This is a genomic window from Azospira sp. MPR-E4 (genome assembly GCF_058809645.1).
Map to the genome: position 1 here is coordinate 1 of NZ_JBXAST010000021.1, position 16,727 is coordinate 16,727.

Sequence of the window (16,727 nt, forward strand, 5' to 3'; positions counted from 1 at the left end):
CCCCGAACCATGGCCCCGGCACCTGCCGCCGCCCCGGCACCGGCTCCCGCCGCCCGCCGCAATAACGGCCCCCAGAGCAGCTACGAGAAGACCCGGCTGATTCCCGGCTTCACCTTCGACAACCTGGTGGTGGGCAAGGCCAACGACCTGGCCCGGGCTGCCGCCATGCAGGTGGCCCAGAATCCGGGTGTCTCCTACAACCCCCTGTTCATTTACGGCGGCGTCGGTCTGGGCAAAACACACGTCATCCACGCCATCGGCAACGCCATCCTGCAGGCCGATCCGGACAAGGTGGTGCGCTACGTGCACGCCGAGGACTACTACTCGGACGTGGTGCGGGCCTACCAGCAGAAATCCTTCGACGTCTTCAAGCGCTATTACAAGTCCCTGGACGTGCTGCTGGTGGATGACGTGCAGTTCTTCAACGGCAAGAACCGCACCCAGGAAGAGTTCTTCTTCGTCTTCAACGCCCTCACCGAAGCCAAGAAGCAGATCATCATCACCTGCGACACCTACCCGAAAGACATCAACGGCCTCGACGACCGCCTGGTGACACGCTTCGACTGGGGCCTGACGGTGCAGATCGAGCCGCCCGAGACGGAAATGCGGGTGGCCATCCTGAAGAAGAAGGCCGAAGCCGAGGGCGTGGCCCTGGACGACGAGGTGGCCTTCTTCATCGCCAAGCACCTGCGTTCCAATGTACGGGAGCTGGAAGGCGCCCTGAAGAAGGTGCTGGCCTATTCCCTCTTCCACGGCCGCGAGATCGCCCTGGACCTGGCCAAGGACGCGCTGAAGGACGTCATCGGCGCCTTCAACCGGCAGATCACGGTGGAGAACATCCAGAAGACCGTGGCCGAGTACTACAAGATCAAGGTGGCCGACCTCTATTCCAAGAAGCGCACCCGGGCCATCGCCCGGCCGCGCCAGGTGGCCATGTGGCTGGCCAAGGACCTGACGCCCCACAGCTACCCCATGATCGGGGATGCCTTCGGCGGCCGGGACCACACCACGGTATTGCATGCGGTCCGCACCATCGACACCCTGCGGGCCAAGGACAACGAACTGAACCACGACCTGCATGTGCTGCTGCAGGTCCTGAAAGGCTGAAAAGCCTGCACTTATGTCGTGCCCCGGGTTTTTTCCCGGGATGAAATGTGGATAATCGAGGTTTCGCCGTGGGCAGCCCCGATTTTCCCAGGCTTCACCCGGTGACCCGCCCTTTTGCGCGGGCAGCCGGAGGCAACAGGTTTTCGCAACACAGGCTTCTGCAATAATCGGATCAACGCGAGTTATCCACAGAGTTGGCGCCGCTACTATCTTTTAAGGATTGATCTCTATGCTTCTAATCAAGACCCAACGCGACACGCTGCTTTCGCCGCTGCAATCGGTCTCCGGCATTGTGGAGAAGCGGCACACCCTGCCCATCCTGTCGAACGTACTGCTGGAAAAGAAGGGCGACGCCCTGACCTTCCTGGCCACCGACATCGAAATCCAGATCACCACCAGCGCCGCCGCCGAAGGCGGTGAAGGCGACGGTGCCGTCACCGTCGGCGCCCGCAAGCTGCAGGACATCCTGCGCTCCCTGCCCGAAGGCACGGAAGTCAGCCTGGTGCTGGAAGAAAAGCGCCTGCTGGTGCGCGGCGGCAAGAGCCGCTTCACCCTGCAGACCCTGCCCGCCGACGACTTCCCCCGCATGGCCATCGGCAACGACGACGCCAAGCGCTTCTCCGTCACCCAGAAGCAGTTCCGCCAGCTCCTGGCCCAGACCCAGTACGCCATGGCCGCCCAGGACGTGCGCTACTACCTGAACGGCCTGCTGCTGCTGACCGAAGGCAAGGAACTGCGCGCCGTGGCCACCGACGGCCACCGCCTGGCCTTCGCCAGCATGGAGATCGAAGCCGAGCTGCCCCGCCAGGAACTGATCCTGCCGCGCAAGACCGTGCTCGAGCTGAACCGCCTGCTGGCCGATTCCGACGACGCCCTGGAAATCACCCTCTCCGCCAACCAGGTGCGTTTCGCCTTCGGCAACGTGGTGCTGGTGTCCAAGCTGATCGACGGCAAGTTCCCCGACTACGAGCGGGTCATCCCCGCCACCCTGAAGAACAGCCTGGAGCTGGGCCGCACTGCCCTGCTGCAGTCCATGGTTCGCGCCGCCATCCTGACCAACGAGAAGTTCCGCGGCGTGCGCCTGGTGCTCCAGGGCAACAGCCTCAAGGTCATGGCCGCCAACGCCGAGCAGGAAGAAGCCCAGGAAGAGCTGGAAGTGGAATACGCCGGCGACTCCCTGGATGTGGGCTTCAACGTCGGCTACGTGCTCGACGTGCTGAACAACGTCAGCAGCGACACCGTCACCCTCAATTTCAACGACGCCAATTCCAGCGCCCTCATCACCGTGCCGGGCAACGACCGCTTCAAGTACGTCGTCATGCCCATGCGCATCTGATCGCCGCCGAACGCCGTGATCTAAGGTCCGCCGCCCGGCGGACCTTTTGCAGTTTTAAGTGGAACAGGAACAATGAGCGAAGAAAACCCGCAAATGAACACCCCGCAGGAAGCGGCCCCCGCCTACGGCGAATCCAGCATCCAGATCCTTGAAGGCCTGGAGGCCGTGCGCAAGCGCCCGGGGATGTACATTGGCGATACTTCCGACGGCACCGGCCTGCACCACCTGGTCTTCGAAGTGGTGGACAACTCCATCGACGAAGCCCTGGCCGGCCATTGCGACGACATCACCGTCACCATCCACGCCGACAACTCCATCTCCGTCACCGACAACGGCCGCGGCATTCCCACCGGCGTGAAGATGGACGACAAGCACGAGCCCAAGCGCTCCGCTGCCGAAATCGCCCTCACCGAGCTGCACGCCGGCGGCAAGTTCAACCAGAATTCCTACAAGGTTTCCGGCGGTCTGCACGGCGTCGGCGTCTCCTGCGTGAACGCCCTCTCCAAGTGGCTGCGCCTGACCATCCGCCGCGACGGCAAGCGCCACTTCATCGAGTTCAACCGGGGCGTCCCGGTGGAACGCGTTATCGAAGTGCGCGACGGCTTCGAAGTCTCCCCCCTCAAGGTGCTGGGCGATACCGACAAGCGCGGCACCGAAGTGCACTTCCTGGCCGACGACGAAATCTTCGGCACCGTGGAATTCCACTACGAAATCCTGGCCAAGCGCCTGCGCGAACTGTCCTTCCTCAACAACGGCGTCAGCATCCGCCTGGTGGACCAGCGCAACGGCAAGGAAGAGCTGTTCGCCTTTGCCGGCGGCGTGCAAAGCTTCGTCGAATACATCAACCGCACCAAGTCCGTCCTGCATCCCAGCATCTTCTACTCCGCCGGCGAAGCCAAGGTCGGCGACACCGGCGTCACCATCGGCGTCGAAGTGGCCATGCAGTGGAACGACTCCTACCAGGAGCAGGTGCTGTGCTTCACCAACAACATTCCCCAGTCTGACGGCGGCACCCACCTCACCGGCCTGCGGGCGGCCATGACCCGCATCATCAACAAGTACATCGAAGAGAACGAGATCGCCAAGAAGGCCAAGGTGGAAATCACCGGCGACGACATGCGCGAAGGTCTGGCCTGCGTTCTCTCGGTGAAGATGCCCGATCCCAAGTTCGCCTCCCAGACCAAGATGAAGCTGGTCTCTTCCGAAGCCCGTCCGGCAGTGGAAGAAGTGGTGGCGGCCAAGCTCACCGAATTCCTGCTGGAACGCCCGGTGGACGCCAAGACCATCTGCGGCAAGATCGTCGAGGCCGCCCGCGCCCGGGACGCGGCCCGCAAGGCCCGCGAAATGACCCGCCGCAAGGGCATCCTGGACGGCGTCGGCCTGCCCGGCAAACTGGCCGACTGCCAGGAGAAGGACCCCACCCAGTGCGAACTGTACCTGGTGGAGGGTGACTCCGCCGGCGGCTCCGCCAAGCAGGGCCGGGACCGCAAGTTCCAGGCGATCCTGCCCCTCAAGGGCAAGATCCTCAACGTGGAAAAGGCCCGCTTCGACAAGCTCATCTCCAGCCAGGAAATCGCCACCCTCATCACCGCCCTCGGCACCGGCATCGGCAAGGACGAATACAAGCCGGAGAAGCTGCGCTACCACCGCATCATCATCATGACCGATGCCGACGTGGACGGCGCCCACATCCGCACCCTGCTGCTCACCTTCTTCTACCGGCAGATGCCCGAGCTAGTGGAACGCGGCCACATCTACATCGCCCAGCCGCCCCTGTACAAGGTCAAGCACGGCAAGACCGAGCGCTACCTGAAGGACGACCACGAGTACCAGCAGTTCCTGCTGCAGATGGCCATGGAAGGCACCGAGCTGCTGCCCCGGGCGGGCGCCGAGCCCATCAGCGGCGCGGCCCTCGAATCCCTGGCCCGGGAATACCTGCTGGCCGAGGCCGTCATCAACCGCCTCTCCAACCACATCAACCCGGAAGTGCTGCACGCCCTGGTGCACCACAACCTGGAGCTGAAGCTGGACGACGAAGCCGCCGCCAAGGCCAGTGCCGCCCTGCTGGCCAAGGTGTCCAGCGACGGCATCGACGTCTTCGCCCACTACAACGAAGCCCAGGAAAGCTGGCAGGTGCGCATGGAAAAGATGCACCACGGCAACCGCAAGGTCAGCAGCATCGACGAAGACTTCCTGCGCTCCGGCGACTACCTGCAGCTGCGCAAGACCGCCGAACTGCTCAACGGCCTCTTCGGCCCCGGCGGCCTGATCCAGCGCGGCGAAAAGAAGATGGCCGTCGCCGACTTCGCCAGCACCATGACCTGGCTGCTCAACGAAGTGGAAAAGGGCATCAGCAAGCAGCGCTACAAAGGTCTGGGCGAAATGAACCCCGAGCAGCTGTGGGAAACCACCATGGACCCCAACGTCCGCCGCCTGCTGCGGGTCGGCATCGACGACGCCATCGGCGCCGACGAAGTCTTCACCACCCTCATGGGCGAACTGGTGGAACCCCGCCGCAACTTCATCGAAAGCAATGCTTTGCGGGCGCAGAACATCGACGTGTGATGTTGTCGGATTTAATTGAGGTCTAGTTTTATTTGGACCTCATTAAATGAAGATGCCACTCCCTGTGAGTGGCATTTTTTTGTCTGCTCATCGGCCATTGCTGACGTTCGACTCTCGTCAAGACGTCGACCCCTCTGGGTAGTAAAGCAGCCCTCGGATATCTCTACAAACCCCTTGGCGGTTCACTTTTTTTCATCTGGCATCTTTACGATATGGGCTGCCTGGCATTTTCGATAGCATAATGGCATTCCCTGGCGCGCCTTATTGTAAGGTTGCGGGGGCCTTTCCTGCGAATGAAGAATGGCTGAAACAATAAATATCGGCGAAATCGCCCAAAAACTGTCAAAAGACATCTTCAAGTATTTTCTCTGGGGCATTCATCCAAAGCACGACGACAACTTCAAGTGCACCAACCCAGAACACAAGAGCGAGCCCAAAAAGGGCGAGGGGAAAACTGGGAAGCCTAAAGAAACACATCCAGGTGATGTAGTGTTTTCCTATGCCGACCCATATCTGGGGAAAACGGTCTACCTGCATACTGACCTTAAGAGCTACTCGAAGAAGAGCATCACGAATGTCAAGTTACGCGGGGCCTTCAAGTCGCTGAGTATGACTATCGAATGCGCTCAGGAATCGAACTACTGGCGGGATAAGTATTCGGTGCTTGAGGATGAGGCACATGAGGTTCGGGGATTGCTCTTCATCCACAACCACGACAACAAATACGCCCAGTCTTTCCAAGAAGCTATTGGCAAGATGGACCTGCAGAACCTACCGCTTCCTGCAGGGGCAATTATTCACTACCTGGGGCCAGCAGATATCCAAAAGCTCTACAGCATTGGGAACGACATCATCCGCCTGCAGAACGATGATGAACTACCCAAAGAGTACACCTACCACTATCCGGATTTGGTAATGGTTCGACGTCATGGTGACGGCTCAAAGCAGGCTGCCACCATTGAGTCGATGACCGGGCCGTATCTGATTATTCGTCACGCAGCTGCCAGTAACTGCGCAGCGGGGTTCCTCATCTACTACAACCGCCCAGGTAGCTCAGCTGAGGAGTTTGCCTATTTTCTGGATTGCCTATCACGCTATCAGATGCTTGAGGTCGAACAGACCATACGCATCAGGGTCGTCGACAGTGAGGCAAGTGATGACCTCAAGACTGTCTTTGAAAAGGCCAAGAAGAAATACGCCAGAGACTGGGGATTTGACCCCGCCCGAGAGGCCATCCTCAACAAAATTAAGATTGACCGCATCACCGCGGTCACGAATACCTACAATCCGGGCGACATGGGGTGGCGCGAATGAAAAGAGGCAATCACGGTCCCTCTCTGTATTACGCATCCGACAAGAACGTCTTTGATGCCCTCAATCAGCATAAGGTCGATATTCCGACCATCATGAAGTTACTAGAACGGCGAAATATCGTCGTCAGCAAGAAGACGCCAAGAAAAAGTCTAGCGACCTACTTCTCCAGGCAGATTCATGACTACCAGGACCATAAGGACATTGCTGGTCGGCTTGGTATTGCACCTCGGCGGGAGCGAATTACTTCGATGGATGTGAATGGCGAAGTAACCAAAGACCACCTGGATGTCGCCGTTAAGCAACTCAAAGAGGACCTTGAGAGCCATGGTGAGGTCGTTCAAATCCACAAAGAGCATGGAAAGGTCTGCCTGACAGTCCAGTATTCGACTGTCGACTACAAGGTTAGTGAATTTGCCCAGAGACAAGAACGTGATGGGACTATCGAACTGCTCGAGACCGAGGATGGGTTCACAGTCCGAAATACCCACAACGAGTTTGTGAATGATGTCACTCAATCGTTGATTAAGAAGCTCGAGGCAGCCGCGGATGCAAAGCTCGAAAAGGTGACTATTTCCTTATTCGGGGTGCCTTCAGCTCGTCTTCGCTCCAAGTTCTTTCATGAACTTGCATCAAGCCTGCCGGGCTACAACCGCACTGATGTGACGTCGGTGTACGTCTTCAAAGCGAAGCCGGATGACCTAGTGTCCGATGATGGCGACGACGAGGAGGGCGAGGACGTTGAGACTGAAACACATGTTGAACGTGTAGCTCTTCGTGGAAACGGTGTTACCAGGTCTGACATCTTCAATGATTTGCTCAATGAAGACGATTACTACATCACAAAGATAGCTTGGGAAGCACGTGAAACCGGTGGTGCTGGCCATGCTTACGCCATCGAAGCAATGTTTGCCAACCCTAGAGACTGTACTGGCTTTTCGTTCATCCTAAGTGGCGTCTATCCTTGCGAGGATGGAGTGCTTTCAAACCGACGTCGTGCCCCTTTTAAGCATGAAATTGAAGAGATTTCGAGTGTGGTTGAAGCAAGAGCACGGGAGTTGGTGAATCAGCTTAGCGATGAGTTTGCCGGCACTGCGGGAGACGGAGATGCAGCTTAGGTGCAGGTGGTATCGCATACATCTCCCAAAAGGCACGCCTGACCTTTCGGTGGTCTTGGGAAAGCACCCACTTGGACCTGACGTCAACCAAGGCTTCACGACTGTAATCGGTGCATGGGGTCAACAGCTGCACCGATTTCTTTGGAGGTCGAAGGTGGTCATCACCCTGGTTGGTGATGACGGCGAACCACATTATCAAGAGGTCTCCACGGTCAACTTCACCGACTTCGCTGTCCTGAATATGGATGGTGAGATGTTCTTTCGCATAGAGAACCCAGGCCGTAGCATTCGTGACCTGCTAAACACGCTCGAATCTCTGGTCGGGCTAGGGTTCACCTGCAAACCGGTGACTTTCGCAAAGAATAAGCCAGTATCGGTGTTAGAGAGTGTTGAAGTTGTCAAGCTAGTTGGCCTGAAAGTGACAGATGTCGTGCTTGGCAAAGACCTCTTGGCTCGGATGGAATTTAGCTCAAAAGAGGGTATCAACCAGGAGAGTCTTATTGTCCTGGATGGCGTTCCTCATAAAACGGATTCCGCAAGCTACGAACTGATTTACGGCGGAGTGAAGGGGATTCTGCACTTCAGCTCGACTGGAATGGTGAAAGTTGGGGGGCAACTCGCCCCAAGGCTGATTCATTTAATTGAGCAAGAATTGCCATTAATTGTGTAAATGAGGTGAATCGCCCCGACTTCCATAGTCACTTCGACAGACGGTTTTGTTGCTTGGGGCAGTCGTTGCATTTGATTGTTGTGAGCGTCAGCAATGGCCGACAAGCAGACTTACATTCGGCTTAAGAGTGTCTACTAAAACCGGGTTGATTCACCACCCTGCCCGTCAATCCCCGTACGCCATTCCCGGCTTTCCCCAGGCTGTTACTTTCCCTAGACTCTGCCCATCTTTAAGTCCGTCATCCTCTTCCAGGTCGAGGGCTTGAAAGTCACAAAAGGGAACCGATATTCCCACCCCGAAAGGCTGCCGCCCTGGCGGTCTTTTCCGGCGTTTTAGCGCGTCAGCGCTGCTTCGGCTCAACCCGCCCCGCTTTTTCAATACTTCTGCCGGCAATGCCGCTGCGGCGCTGCACGGCCGGCCATCATGCCCATGCAATCAGTGATCGAGGGTGGAAGTACGGCGAGCCCGGCTTCCGACAAGCGTTATTTCATTACCGGCCTGCGGGCCGTGGCGGCGGTGATCATCGCCTGGCATCACTTCGCCCTGTATCCGCCGCTGAAGGAATGGGCCGCGCCCCTGCTGGGCCACCTGCTGGACTGGCTGGCGGACCACGCCCGGGCCACCCAGGTGTTCTTCGTCGTGGGGGGCTATGTGATGGCCCTCAGCATGAGCGGGAGCGACTGGCGCCTGCCGGCCCTGGGGCGCTACATGGTGCAGCGTTACTGCCGCCTGGGGCTGCCTTACCTGGCGGCCATGATCCTGGTGTGCCTGGCCTACGCCTATGGGCGGGAATGGCTGCCGGAGGAGATCACCGGGTCCCCGGTGAGCCTGCCCCAGGTGCTGGCCCACCTCTTCTTCCTCCAGGGCTTGCTGGGCTATGAGCAATTGTCGGCGGGCTTCTGGTTCGTCTGCATCAACTTCCAGCTGGCCCTGGTGTACGCCTGCAGCCTGTGGCTGCGCGACAGTCTGGGCCGGGGCCGTATCAATATGCCCTTGCTGCTGGGCTGGCCGGCGGCGGCCTTTGCTCTCTTCCACTTCAATCTGGATGGGTCCCTGGACGGCTGGTGGCTTTATTTCTTCCCCTACTTCTTCATGGGCATCGTCATTCACCATGCCGTGCGCCAAGCCCGTTCCCCCCTGCAGTTCTGGCTCTATGCCCTGCTGCTGCTGGCAGCCATGGGTTTTGAATGGCGCTGGCGCCTGCTCAGCGCCCTGCTGGTGGGCCTGCTGCTATGGCACGCGGAATGGCGCGGCTGGGGTGCCCGCTGGCCGCAGCACAAGGCCGTGCTGGAACTGGGACGGATTTCCTACAGCCTGTTCCTGGTGCATTTCCCGGTGCTGGTGTTTGTCGGCGCCCTGTGGACCCGGCTGGAACTCTATTCGCCGGAGCAGGCGGCCCTGGGCCTGTTGCTGTCCTTTGTCTGCAGTGTGCTGCTGGCTCAGCTGTTCCACCGCTGGGTCGAACAGCCGGCGGCGGCCCTGGGGCGCCGCCTGACCCAGGGCTCCACTTCTCCGGCCGGTTATGTGCCTGCGTGGAAGGGGGCCTGATCGGAGGTGCTTCAGACTTGGGCGGGTTGCTTGCCGATCCGCCAGCAACGCCGTAATGAAAAACGCCCGGCATAGCCGGGCGTTTTATTTTTTTCAGGCAGCCTTACTTGAGTACCGCCAGGGCTGCGTCGTAATTCGGCTCGTTCTTGATCTCGCCGACCAGTTCGCTGTGCAGGACCTTGTTGTCGGCATCCAGCACCACCACAGCCCGGGCGCAGAGACCCTTGAGGGGGCCGTTTTCCACCGCCACGCCGTAGTTCTGCAGGAATTCGGGATTGCGGAAGGTGGACACGGTGCGCACCGCTTCCAGACCTTCGGCGCCGCAGAAGCGGGCCTGGGCAAACGGCAGGTCGGCGGAAATGCACAGGACCACGGTGTTGGCCAGGGAACCGGCGGCCTGGTTGAAGCGGCGCACGGAGGTGGCGCAGGTGGGCGTATCGATGCTGGGGAAAATGTTCAGCACTTTGCGCACCGGGCCCAGGCCGGCCAGGGTCACTTCGCCCAGGTCTTTGCCGGTCAGGGTGAAGGCGGGGCCGGTACTGCCGGCGGCAGGCAGTTGGCCGGCCACTTGAATGGGGTTGCCGCCCAGGGTAACGGTCTGGCTCATGGAATTTCCTCGCTGATGGATGGGGTTGAGGTTGTCAGAGTAGCAACGATGGCGGCGGTTCCCCAACACCTGTTAGCAGCCTGTGCATAACTTGGGTATGGATCGGGTACCAGTTGTGCACAACTCCCTGTTTCGCAGGTTTGGCAAAAACCCTGCACAATTGCTTCACAGCGCTACACAGACGTTTTTCACAGGGATTTTTCTGGCTTAAGCAATTGTTGTATCTGGAGAAAAATTAGTTATCCACAGATTTGGGGCCAGGTTAACTGGTTTACGTCTTTGTATACATAAAAAACAGTGAACAACCCTTAGCTGGAGCCGGAAAAAAAATGCCCCCGGTGAAGGGGGCGGTAAAAGAGAAGAAAAGAGGCTTCAGTTCTGGGCAGGAGCGGATGCCGGTGCAGCCGGTGCGGGAGCGGGCCGGTCGCCGTGGCGCTTGCCCCGGCTTTCGACAAAGCGCTTCTTCATGTCGTCGCAGCGCTTGGGATCTTCCTTGCAGCGCTGTTCGAACTGTTCCCGGGCTTTGGCACGCATTTCTTCCCGCGCCTTGTCACAGGCGGCCGGGTCTTGTTTACACTTCTGCCGCATTTCCTCCCGTTTTGCCTTGAGCTCTTCGCAGCGTTGGGGGTTATCCTTGCAAAAGGCGTCGTGGCGCTCCTTGAGCCGTTCGCAGGCCTTGGGGTTGGCGGCGCAGCGCTCCTGCATGGCGGGGCCCTTGGGGGCCGGCTGGGGGGCTTCCTGGGCCTGTACCGCAAAAGCGAAGCCGGCAAGGGCGAGAAAGGCGAGAACATGGCGTCCTGACATGGTGTTTCTCCTGGGTTCGGGGTTCATTGAATCGACGGGCCCAGTATAGGAAGGCCAGGGCGTCCCAGGTGTTTCACCCCGGCAAGGGGTTGTAAAAGTGTGTAAGCGGTCGCCGCGGCGGCCGGATTAGGAGAGAGCGTCACCATGCAACTGGAAAAACTGCTGCACAGCCAGGGATTCGGCACCCGCAAGGAATGCCGGGCCCTGGTGCGTAACGGCTGGCTGGAAATCGGCGGGGTGGTGGTGGAAGACCCCTTCCTGGAAGTGGATCCCGAGGGTTTTGAATTCACCGTGGACGACCAGCCCTGGCGTTACCGGGAAAAGGCTTACCTGATGATCCACAAGCCGGGGGACTACGAGTGCTCCCACAAGCCCAAGCACCACCGCAGCATCTTCACCCTGCTGCCGGAGGAGTTGGTGAACCGGGACGTGCAATGCGTCGGCCGCCTCGATGAGGACACCACGGGCCTGCTGCTGATGACCGACGACGGCCAGTTCATCCACCAGATGAGTTCGCCCAAGCGCAAGGTGCCCAAGGTTTATGAGATCACGGCCAAGCATCCCATCGACCAGGCCCAGATCGATCAGCTGCTGGCCGGGGTTCTCCTTCATGGCGAATACGAGCCGGTGGTTGCGGATAGCTGCGAGCTCGTCAGCGACACCGTACTGCGGTTGACCATCACCCAGGGTAAGTACCACCAGGTAAAGCGCATGCTGGGCGCTGTAGGCAACCGGGTGGAGGGTTTGAAGCGGGTGAGGATCGGCGCTTTGGACTTGCCCGCGGATCTGGCACCGGGCGAGTGGCGCTGGCTGGAAGCCGAGGATCTGGAAAAGCTGAAGCCGGCCTGAGTACAAAAGCCTCGCCAACGCGGGACTTTTTCTTTGGTGCCGGGGAATCAAGGAATGACGGCAATTTTCAGGGTGCCATGCCTGTGAGCAAGAAAAATAGCGCTTCTCCAGCCACCATCTCTCCTTTGCCCCGCCCTTTCTGCCTTCTGGCATGGGTCGTTTTTTCCCTGCCCGCTTTGGCTTTTTTCAGCCGTTCCGGTTTTCCCGGCTTTTACCTAGGGGTTGTTCACTGTTTTTTATGTATACAAAGACGTAAACCAGTTAACTCAGCCCCAAGTCTGTGGATAACTTTGAAAAGCCAATCCCATTCATTGGCTTAGGTCCGAAAAATCCCTGTGAGAAACCTCTGTGCAGTGGTGTGGGAAGATTGTGCAGGGATTTTTCCCCTACCCTTGCCTGCCCAGGTTGTGCACAATTGGTTCCACCACTTTTACCTGAGTTATACACAGCATGACCCTGACGGAAATGCGCTACATCGTGTCCTTGGCCCGGGAGCGCCACTTCGGCCGCGCCGCCGAGAAATGCCACGTGAGCCAGCCTACCCTGTCGGTGGCCCTGAAAAAGGTGGAAGAGCGCCTGGGGGTGCTGCTGTTCGAACGCAGCGCCGCCGAAGTGCGGCTGACACCCATCGGCGAAGAGGTGGCGCGGCAGTCCGAAAAGGTTTTGAACGAGGCCCAGCGGGTCGAGGAAATCGCCCAGCGGGGCAAGGATCCCTTCAGCGGACCCCTGCGCCTGGGGGTGATCTACACCATCGGCCCCTATCTGCTGCCCCGACTGGTGCCGGCCCTGCACCAGGCCGTGCCCCACATGCATCTTTACCTGCAGGAGAATTTCACCCACGTGCTGGCCGAATCCCTGAAGCGGGGCGAGCTGGACGTGATCGTGGTGGCCCAGCCGTTCGACGAGCCGGGTATCGTCACCCAGCCGGTGTACGACGAACCCTTCCGCATGCTGGTGCCGGCGGCCCATCCCTGGGCCGAGCGGAAATCGGTGGATGCGGGGGAACTGAAGGGCGAGGAACTGCTGGTACTGGGCCAGGGCAACTGTTTCCGCGACCAAGTGGTGGCCGCCTGTCCGCGTCTGACCGAGCCGGGCGGGCTGGAACGTTCCTATGAGGGCGGCTCCCTGGAGACCATCCGCCTGATGGTGGCCAGCGGCACCGGCGTTGCCGTGCTGCCCGCTTCCGCCGTCGAGGTGGCGCCGCCGGACCCGTCCCTGGCCCGGGTCATTCCCTTCAAGGCGCCGGAGCCTTCCCGCCGCATCGTGCTGGCCTGGCGCGTCACCTTCCCCCGGCCCCAGGCCATCGATGCGGTGCGGGCCGCCATTTTGCAATGTCCGCCACCCGGGGTTAAGGTACTGTAGTCCGTCTGTATTGCCCGTCCCTATTCAATCCATAGGGATAAGTCATTGGCCCGGGCGGCCGCCATCGGCCACAATGGGCGCATGGTTATTGAGAAGCTTGAAAGGAGAATCCACATGGCAACCAAGATCGATATCGGCATCACCGAGAAAGACCGCAAGAAAATCGCCGACGGCCTTTCCCACCTGCTGGCAGACAGCTACATCCTCTATCTGAAGACCCACAATTTCCACTGGAACGTCACCGGCCCCATGTTCCAGACCCTGCACACCATGTTCATGACCCAGTACACCGAACTGTGGAACTCCCTGGACCTGATCGCCGAGCGCATCCGCGCCCTCGGCTACCCGGCTCCCGGCTCCTACAAGCGCTTCGTGGAACTGGCTTCCATCACCGAGGAAGACGGCGTGCCCAAGGCCAAGGACATGATCCGCCAGCTGGTGGCCGGCCAGGAAGCCGTGGCCCGCACCGCCCGCCAGGTCTTCGCGGTGGTGGACAAGGCCAACGACCAGCCGACGGCCGATCTGCTGACCCAGCGCATGGAAGTGCATGAAAAGAACGCCTGGATGCTGCGCGTCCTGCTCGAAGAATAAGTAAATTCACCGCTTCGCCGCCTGGCGGCGGTCCGGATGCAAAAAGGGCTCGGTTCACACCGAGCCCTTTTCTTTTGCCTTGCTTAACCTCAGGCTTCCTTCGCCTTGCGCTTTGCCGGGGCTTTGGCGGGCTTTTCCGCCGCTGCCTTGGGCTCGGCCTTGGCGGCGGTTTTTTTCGCCGCAGGGGCCTTGGGCTCCCGTTTCTCGAACTCGAAGCTGACTTTGCCGTCCTTGCCCTTCACCAGGAAGGCGGAGAACTTGCGCCGGGTGCGGGCGGAGATGAAGTCCTTGAGCAGATCGGTGCGGCCGGTGGACAGCAGCTTCTGCATCTGTTCCCGTTCCACCGCCTGTTGCAGGATGATCTTGCCGGAACGGAAGTCGCAGCTCTTGGCCGGACCCACGGACTTTTCGCAGACGTAGGCCAGACCGTGCTCATAGACAGGGCTGCCGCACTTGGGACAGGGTCCCAGGCTTTCCTGGCCGGAGAAGTCCACCGGTTCGCCGCCGTCCTCGCCGGAGCGGTCCTGGCCGAAGTCGAATTCCGGTTCGTTCTTGTCGTTGAGCTTGATCAGGGCATTGAAGGGCCGCCCCATCTTGTTGCGGAAGCCCATCAGGGGGCCGACCTGGCGTTCGGTGAGCAGGGTCTCGATTTCCTCCGGCTCGAACTGGCGGCCGGCGACGATCTTCCACAGGCCGTAGTCGCAATCGCCGCACTGGAATTTCTTGTAGGTCTCGCGCATGAGACCGCCGCATTTGGGACAGGGCGACTTGAGCAGGCCGAAGTCGCCGGGCACCGTGTCGCTGTCGTAGCTCTTGGCCCGGTCCACGATGTGCCGGGTCATTTCCTCGATTTCCTGCATGAAGGCGCTGCGGGAAAGGTCGCCGCGCTCGATCTGGGCCAGCTTCCATTCCCATTCGCCGGTCAGTTCCGGCGAGGTCAGTTCGGAGATGCCCAGGCCGTTGAGCAGGGTCATGAGGGAGAAGGCCTTGGCGGTGGGGATCAGCTCCCGGCCTTCGCGGTGCAGATACTGTTCTGTGATCAGGCCTTCGATGATCTGGGCCCGGGTGGCCGGGGTGCCGAGGCCGCGGCCGGCCATGGCGGCGCGCAGTTCCTCGTCGTCCACCATCTTGCCGGCGCCTTCCATGGCGGAGAGCAGGGTGGCTTCCGAGTAGCGGGCCGGGGGCCGGGTGTCGTTCTGATTGACCGCCACTTCCTCGGTCTGCACCTTCTCGCCCTGGGAGACGGCCACCAGGTTGCCCTCGTCGCCCTCCTGGCCTTCGCGGCCGTAGATGGCCAGCCAGCCCGGATTCACCAGGACCTTGCCTTCGGTCTTGAAGGGTTCGCCGGCAACCCGGGTGATGCGGGTGGTGATCAGGTATTCGGCGGCGGGGAAGAAAACGGCGAGGAAGCGCTTGACCACCAGGTCGTAGAGCTTCTGTTCCGGCTCGGAGAGATTCTTCGGCGCCTGGGTGGTGGGGATGATGGCGAAGTGGTCGGAAATCTTGGCATTGTTGAAAATGCGCTTGTTCGGCACCACCCACTTGGACTTGAGAATCTTGTTGGCGAAGATGCCGTAGCGGTCCACCACGGAGGTGTCGGAACCCTTGGTCAGGTTTTCGCCGTTGAACATCTGCAGGGTGGCCTGCACCGTGCCCAGGTAATCCTCGGGCAGGGCCCGGGAGTCGGTCCGGGGATAGGTCAGGACCTTGTGTTTTTCGTACAGGGCCTGGGCCAGGCCCAGGGTGTTCTTGGCGGAGAAGCCGAAGCGGCTGTTGGCTTCCCGCTGCAGGCTGGTGAGGTCGAAGAGCAGGGGCGAGAGTTGGGTGGAGGGCTTGGCCTCCTCGCTCACTTCGCCGGGCTGGCCTTCGCACTTGGCCTGCAGGGCCTTGGCCCGGGCTTCGTCCCACAGGCGGTCGGCCCGGGCGTGTTCGTCCTCGTCCTTGCCCTTGAAGGCTTCGTCGAACCATTTGCCCTTGTATTCGCCGGCAGCGGCGGCGAAGGTGGCCTCCACTTCCCAGTAGGGACGGGCCTTGAATTCGCGGATCTTGCGTTCCCGCTCCACCACCAGGGAGAGGGTCGGGGTCTGCACCCGGCCCACGGTGGTGAGGTGGAAGCCGCCGGTCTTGGAGTTGAAGGCGGTCATGGCCCGGGTACCGTTGATGCCGACCAGCCAGTCGGATTCGGAACGGCACACGGCGGCATCGCCCAGCCCCTGCATTTCCTCGCCGCGGCGCAGACGGGCGAAGCCGTCGCGGATGGCCTGGGGCGTCATGGACTGCAGCCACAGCCGCTGCACGGCCTTGCCGGACTTGGCGTGGCGGGCGATGTAATTGAAGATCAGCTCGCCCTCGCGGCCCGCGTCACAGGCGTTCACCAGGCCGTCCACATCCTTGCGCTTGATCAGCTTGGTCAGCAGCTTGAGGCGGGACTCGGTTTTCTCCACCGGCTTCAGTTCGAAGTGGGGCGGGATCACGGGCAGGTGGGCAAAGGACCACTTGCCGCGCTTGACCTCGTATTCCTCGGGGATCACCAGTTCCAGCAGATGGCCGATAGCAGAGGAGAGAACGAAGTTGTCGCTCTCGAAATAGTCGTCATGCTTGGTGAAACCGCCAAGGGCTTTGGCGATGTCGGCAGCGACGGAAGGTTTTTCGGCAATGATGAGCTGTTTGCCCATGGCAGGGGCCTCTGGCAGTCCCGGTCGGGAGGTGCGGGGGATGATAAGAGGGACTTACGGGCCTTGGCAAGCAAGCAGCCACTAATTTGACGCGCGAAGCCTGCATATTGCGTGCTTCGCCCATCATGCTGCCTGCGCCATCTGGTGCGACCCCTCAGTCGCCCCGGCTGGCAGGCCCGACGGA

Annotated in this window: 13 protein-coding genes; 10 read left to right on the forward strand and 3 right to left on the reverse strand. The window is 60.4% G+C overall.

The features are described from left to right. The 7 genes from dnaA to AC1RTA_RS08385 all read left to right on the forward strand — a co-directional run. Positions 1-1,107: chromosomal replication initiator protein DnaA (gene dnaA, locus AC1RTA_RS08355; protein WP_492784472.1), on the forward strand; the 1,107-nt coding region annotated here is incomplete at its 5' end. Positions 1,108-1,336: 229 nt separating this feature from the next. Next, positions 1,337-2,443 (forward strand): DNA polymerase III subunit beta, encoded by a 1,107-nt coding sequence (gene dnaN / locus AC1RTA_RS08360; RefSeq protein ID WP_014235938.1) that lies wholly within the window; start codon positions 1,337-1,339, stop codon positions 2,441-2,443. 72 nt (positions 2,444-2,515) lie between these two features. Next, the gene (gene gyrB / locus AC1RTA_RS08365) at positions 2,516-5,008 is read left to right on the forward strand and encodes a DNA topoisomerase (ATP-hydrolyzing) subunit B (protein WP_130459613.1); all 2,493 of its coding nucleotides are present in this window, start codon (positions 2,516-2,518) and stop codon (positions 5,006-5,008) included. Positions 5,009-5,308: 300 nt separating this feature from the next. After that, entirely contained in the window at positions 5,309-6,322 is a 1,014-nt protein-coding gene (locus AC1RTA_RS08370; RefSeq protein WP_492784473.1) for a PD-(D/E)XK nuclease domain-containing protein, read from the forward strand. Continuing rightward, entirely contained in the window at positions 6,319-7,437 is a 1,119-nt protein-coding gene (locus AC1RTA_RS08375; RefSeq protein ID WP_492784474.1) for a hypothetical protein, read from the forward strand. Before AC1RTA_RS08370 ends, AC1RTA_RS08375 begins: the two co-directional genes overlap by 4 nt. A gap of 154 nt (positions 7,438-7,591) precedes the next feature. Next, complete coding sequence (locus tag AC1RTA_RS08380) at positions 7,592-8,107, forward strand: hypothetical protein (protein WP_492784475.1); 516 nt, start codon at positions 7,592-7,594, stop codon at positions 8,105-8,107. A 423-nt stretch (positions 8,108-8,530) separates the two neighbouring features. Further along, entirely contained in the window at positions 8,531-9,655 is a 1,125-nt protein-coding gene (locus tag AC1RTA_RS08385) for an acyltransferase family protein (protein ID WP_492784476.1), read from the forward strand. A 103-nt stretch (positions 9,656-9,758) separates the two neighbouring features. On the opposite strand, the gene tpx is transcribed toward AC1RTA_RS08385, so the two are convergent. Together tpx and AC1RTA_RS08395 are read right to left on the reverse strand one after the other, a co-directional pair. Next, complete coding sequence (tpx, locus tag AC1RTA_RS08390) at positions 9,759-10,262, reverse strand: thiol peroxidase (RefSeq protein ID WP_492784477.1); 504 nt, start codon at positions 10,260-10,262, stop codon at positions 9,759-9,761. A 372-nt stretch (positions 10,263-10,634) separates the two neighbouring features. After that, the gene (locus AC1RTA_RS08395; protein ID WP_492784478.1) at positions 10,635-11,066 is read right to left on the reverse strand and encodes a hypothetical protein; all 432 of its coding nucleotides are present in this window, start codon (positions 11,064-11,066) and stop codon (positions 10,635-10,637) included. A gap of 144 nt (positions 11,067-11,210) precedes the next feature. On the opposite strand from AC1RTA_RS08395, the gene AC1RTA_RS08400 reads away from it, so the two are divergent. The 3 genes from AC1RTA_RS08400 (at position 11,211) to AC1RTA_RS08410 (ending at position 13,868) form a co-directional block, all read left to right on the forward strand. After that, positions 11,211-11,915 (forward strand): pseudouridine synthase, encoded by a 705-nt coding sequence (locus AC1RTA_RS08400; protein ID WP_152090176.1) that lies wholly within the window; start codon positions 11,211-11,213, stop codon positions 11,913-11,915. 450 nt (positions 11,916-12,365) lie between these two features. Continuing rightward, positions 12,366-13,277, forward strand: coding sequence for a hydrogen peroxide-inducible genes activator (locus tag AC1RTA_RS08405; protein WP_014235931.1), 912 nt, complete (start codon positions 12,366-12,368; stop codon positions 13,275-13,277). Between the two features lie 114 nt (positions 13,278-13,391). Next, positions 13,392-13,868 carry a Dps family protein gene (locus tag AC1RTA_RS08410; RefSeq protein WP_014235930.1) on the forward strand — a complete coding sequence of 159 codons (477 nt, stop codon included), beginning with the start codon at positions 13,392-13,394 and terminating at the stop codon, positions 13,866-13,868. Between the two features lie 89 nt (positions 13,869-13,957). On the opposite strand, the gene AC1RTA_RS08415 is transcribed toward AC1RTA_RS08410, so the two are convergent. Beyond that, positions 13,958-16,543 (reverse strand): DNA topoisomerase III, encoded by a 2,586-nt coding sequence (locus tag AC1RTA_RS08415; protein ID WP_152090174.1) that lies wholly within the window; start codon positions 16,541-16,543, stop codon positions 13,958-13,960. Positions 16,544-16,727: the final 184 nt, after the last annotated feature.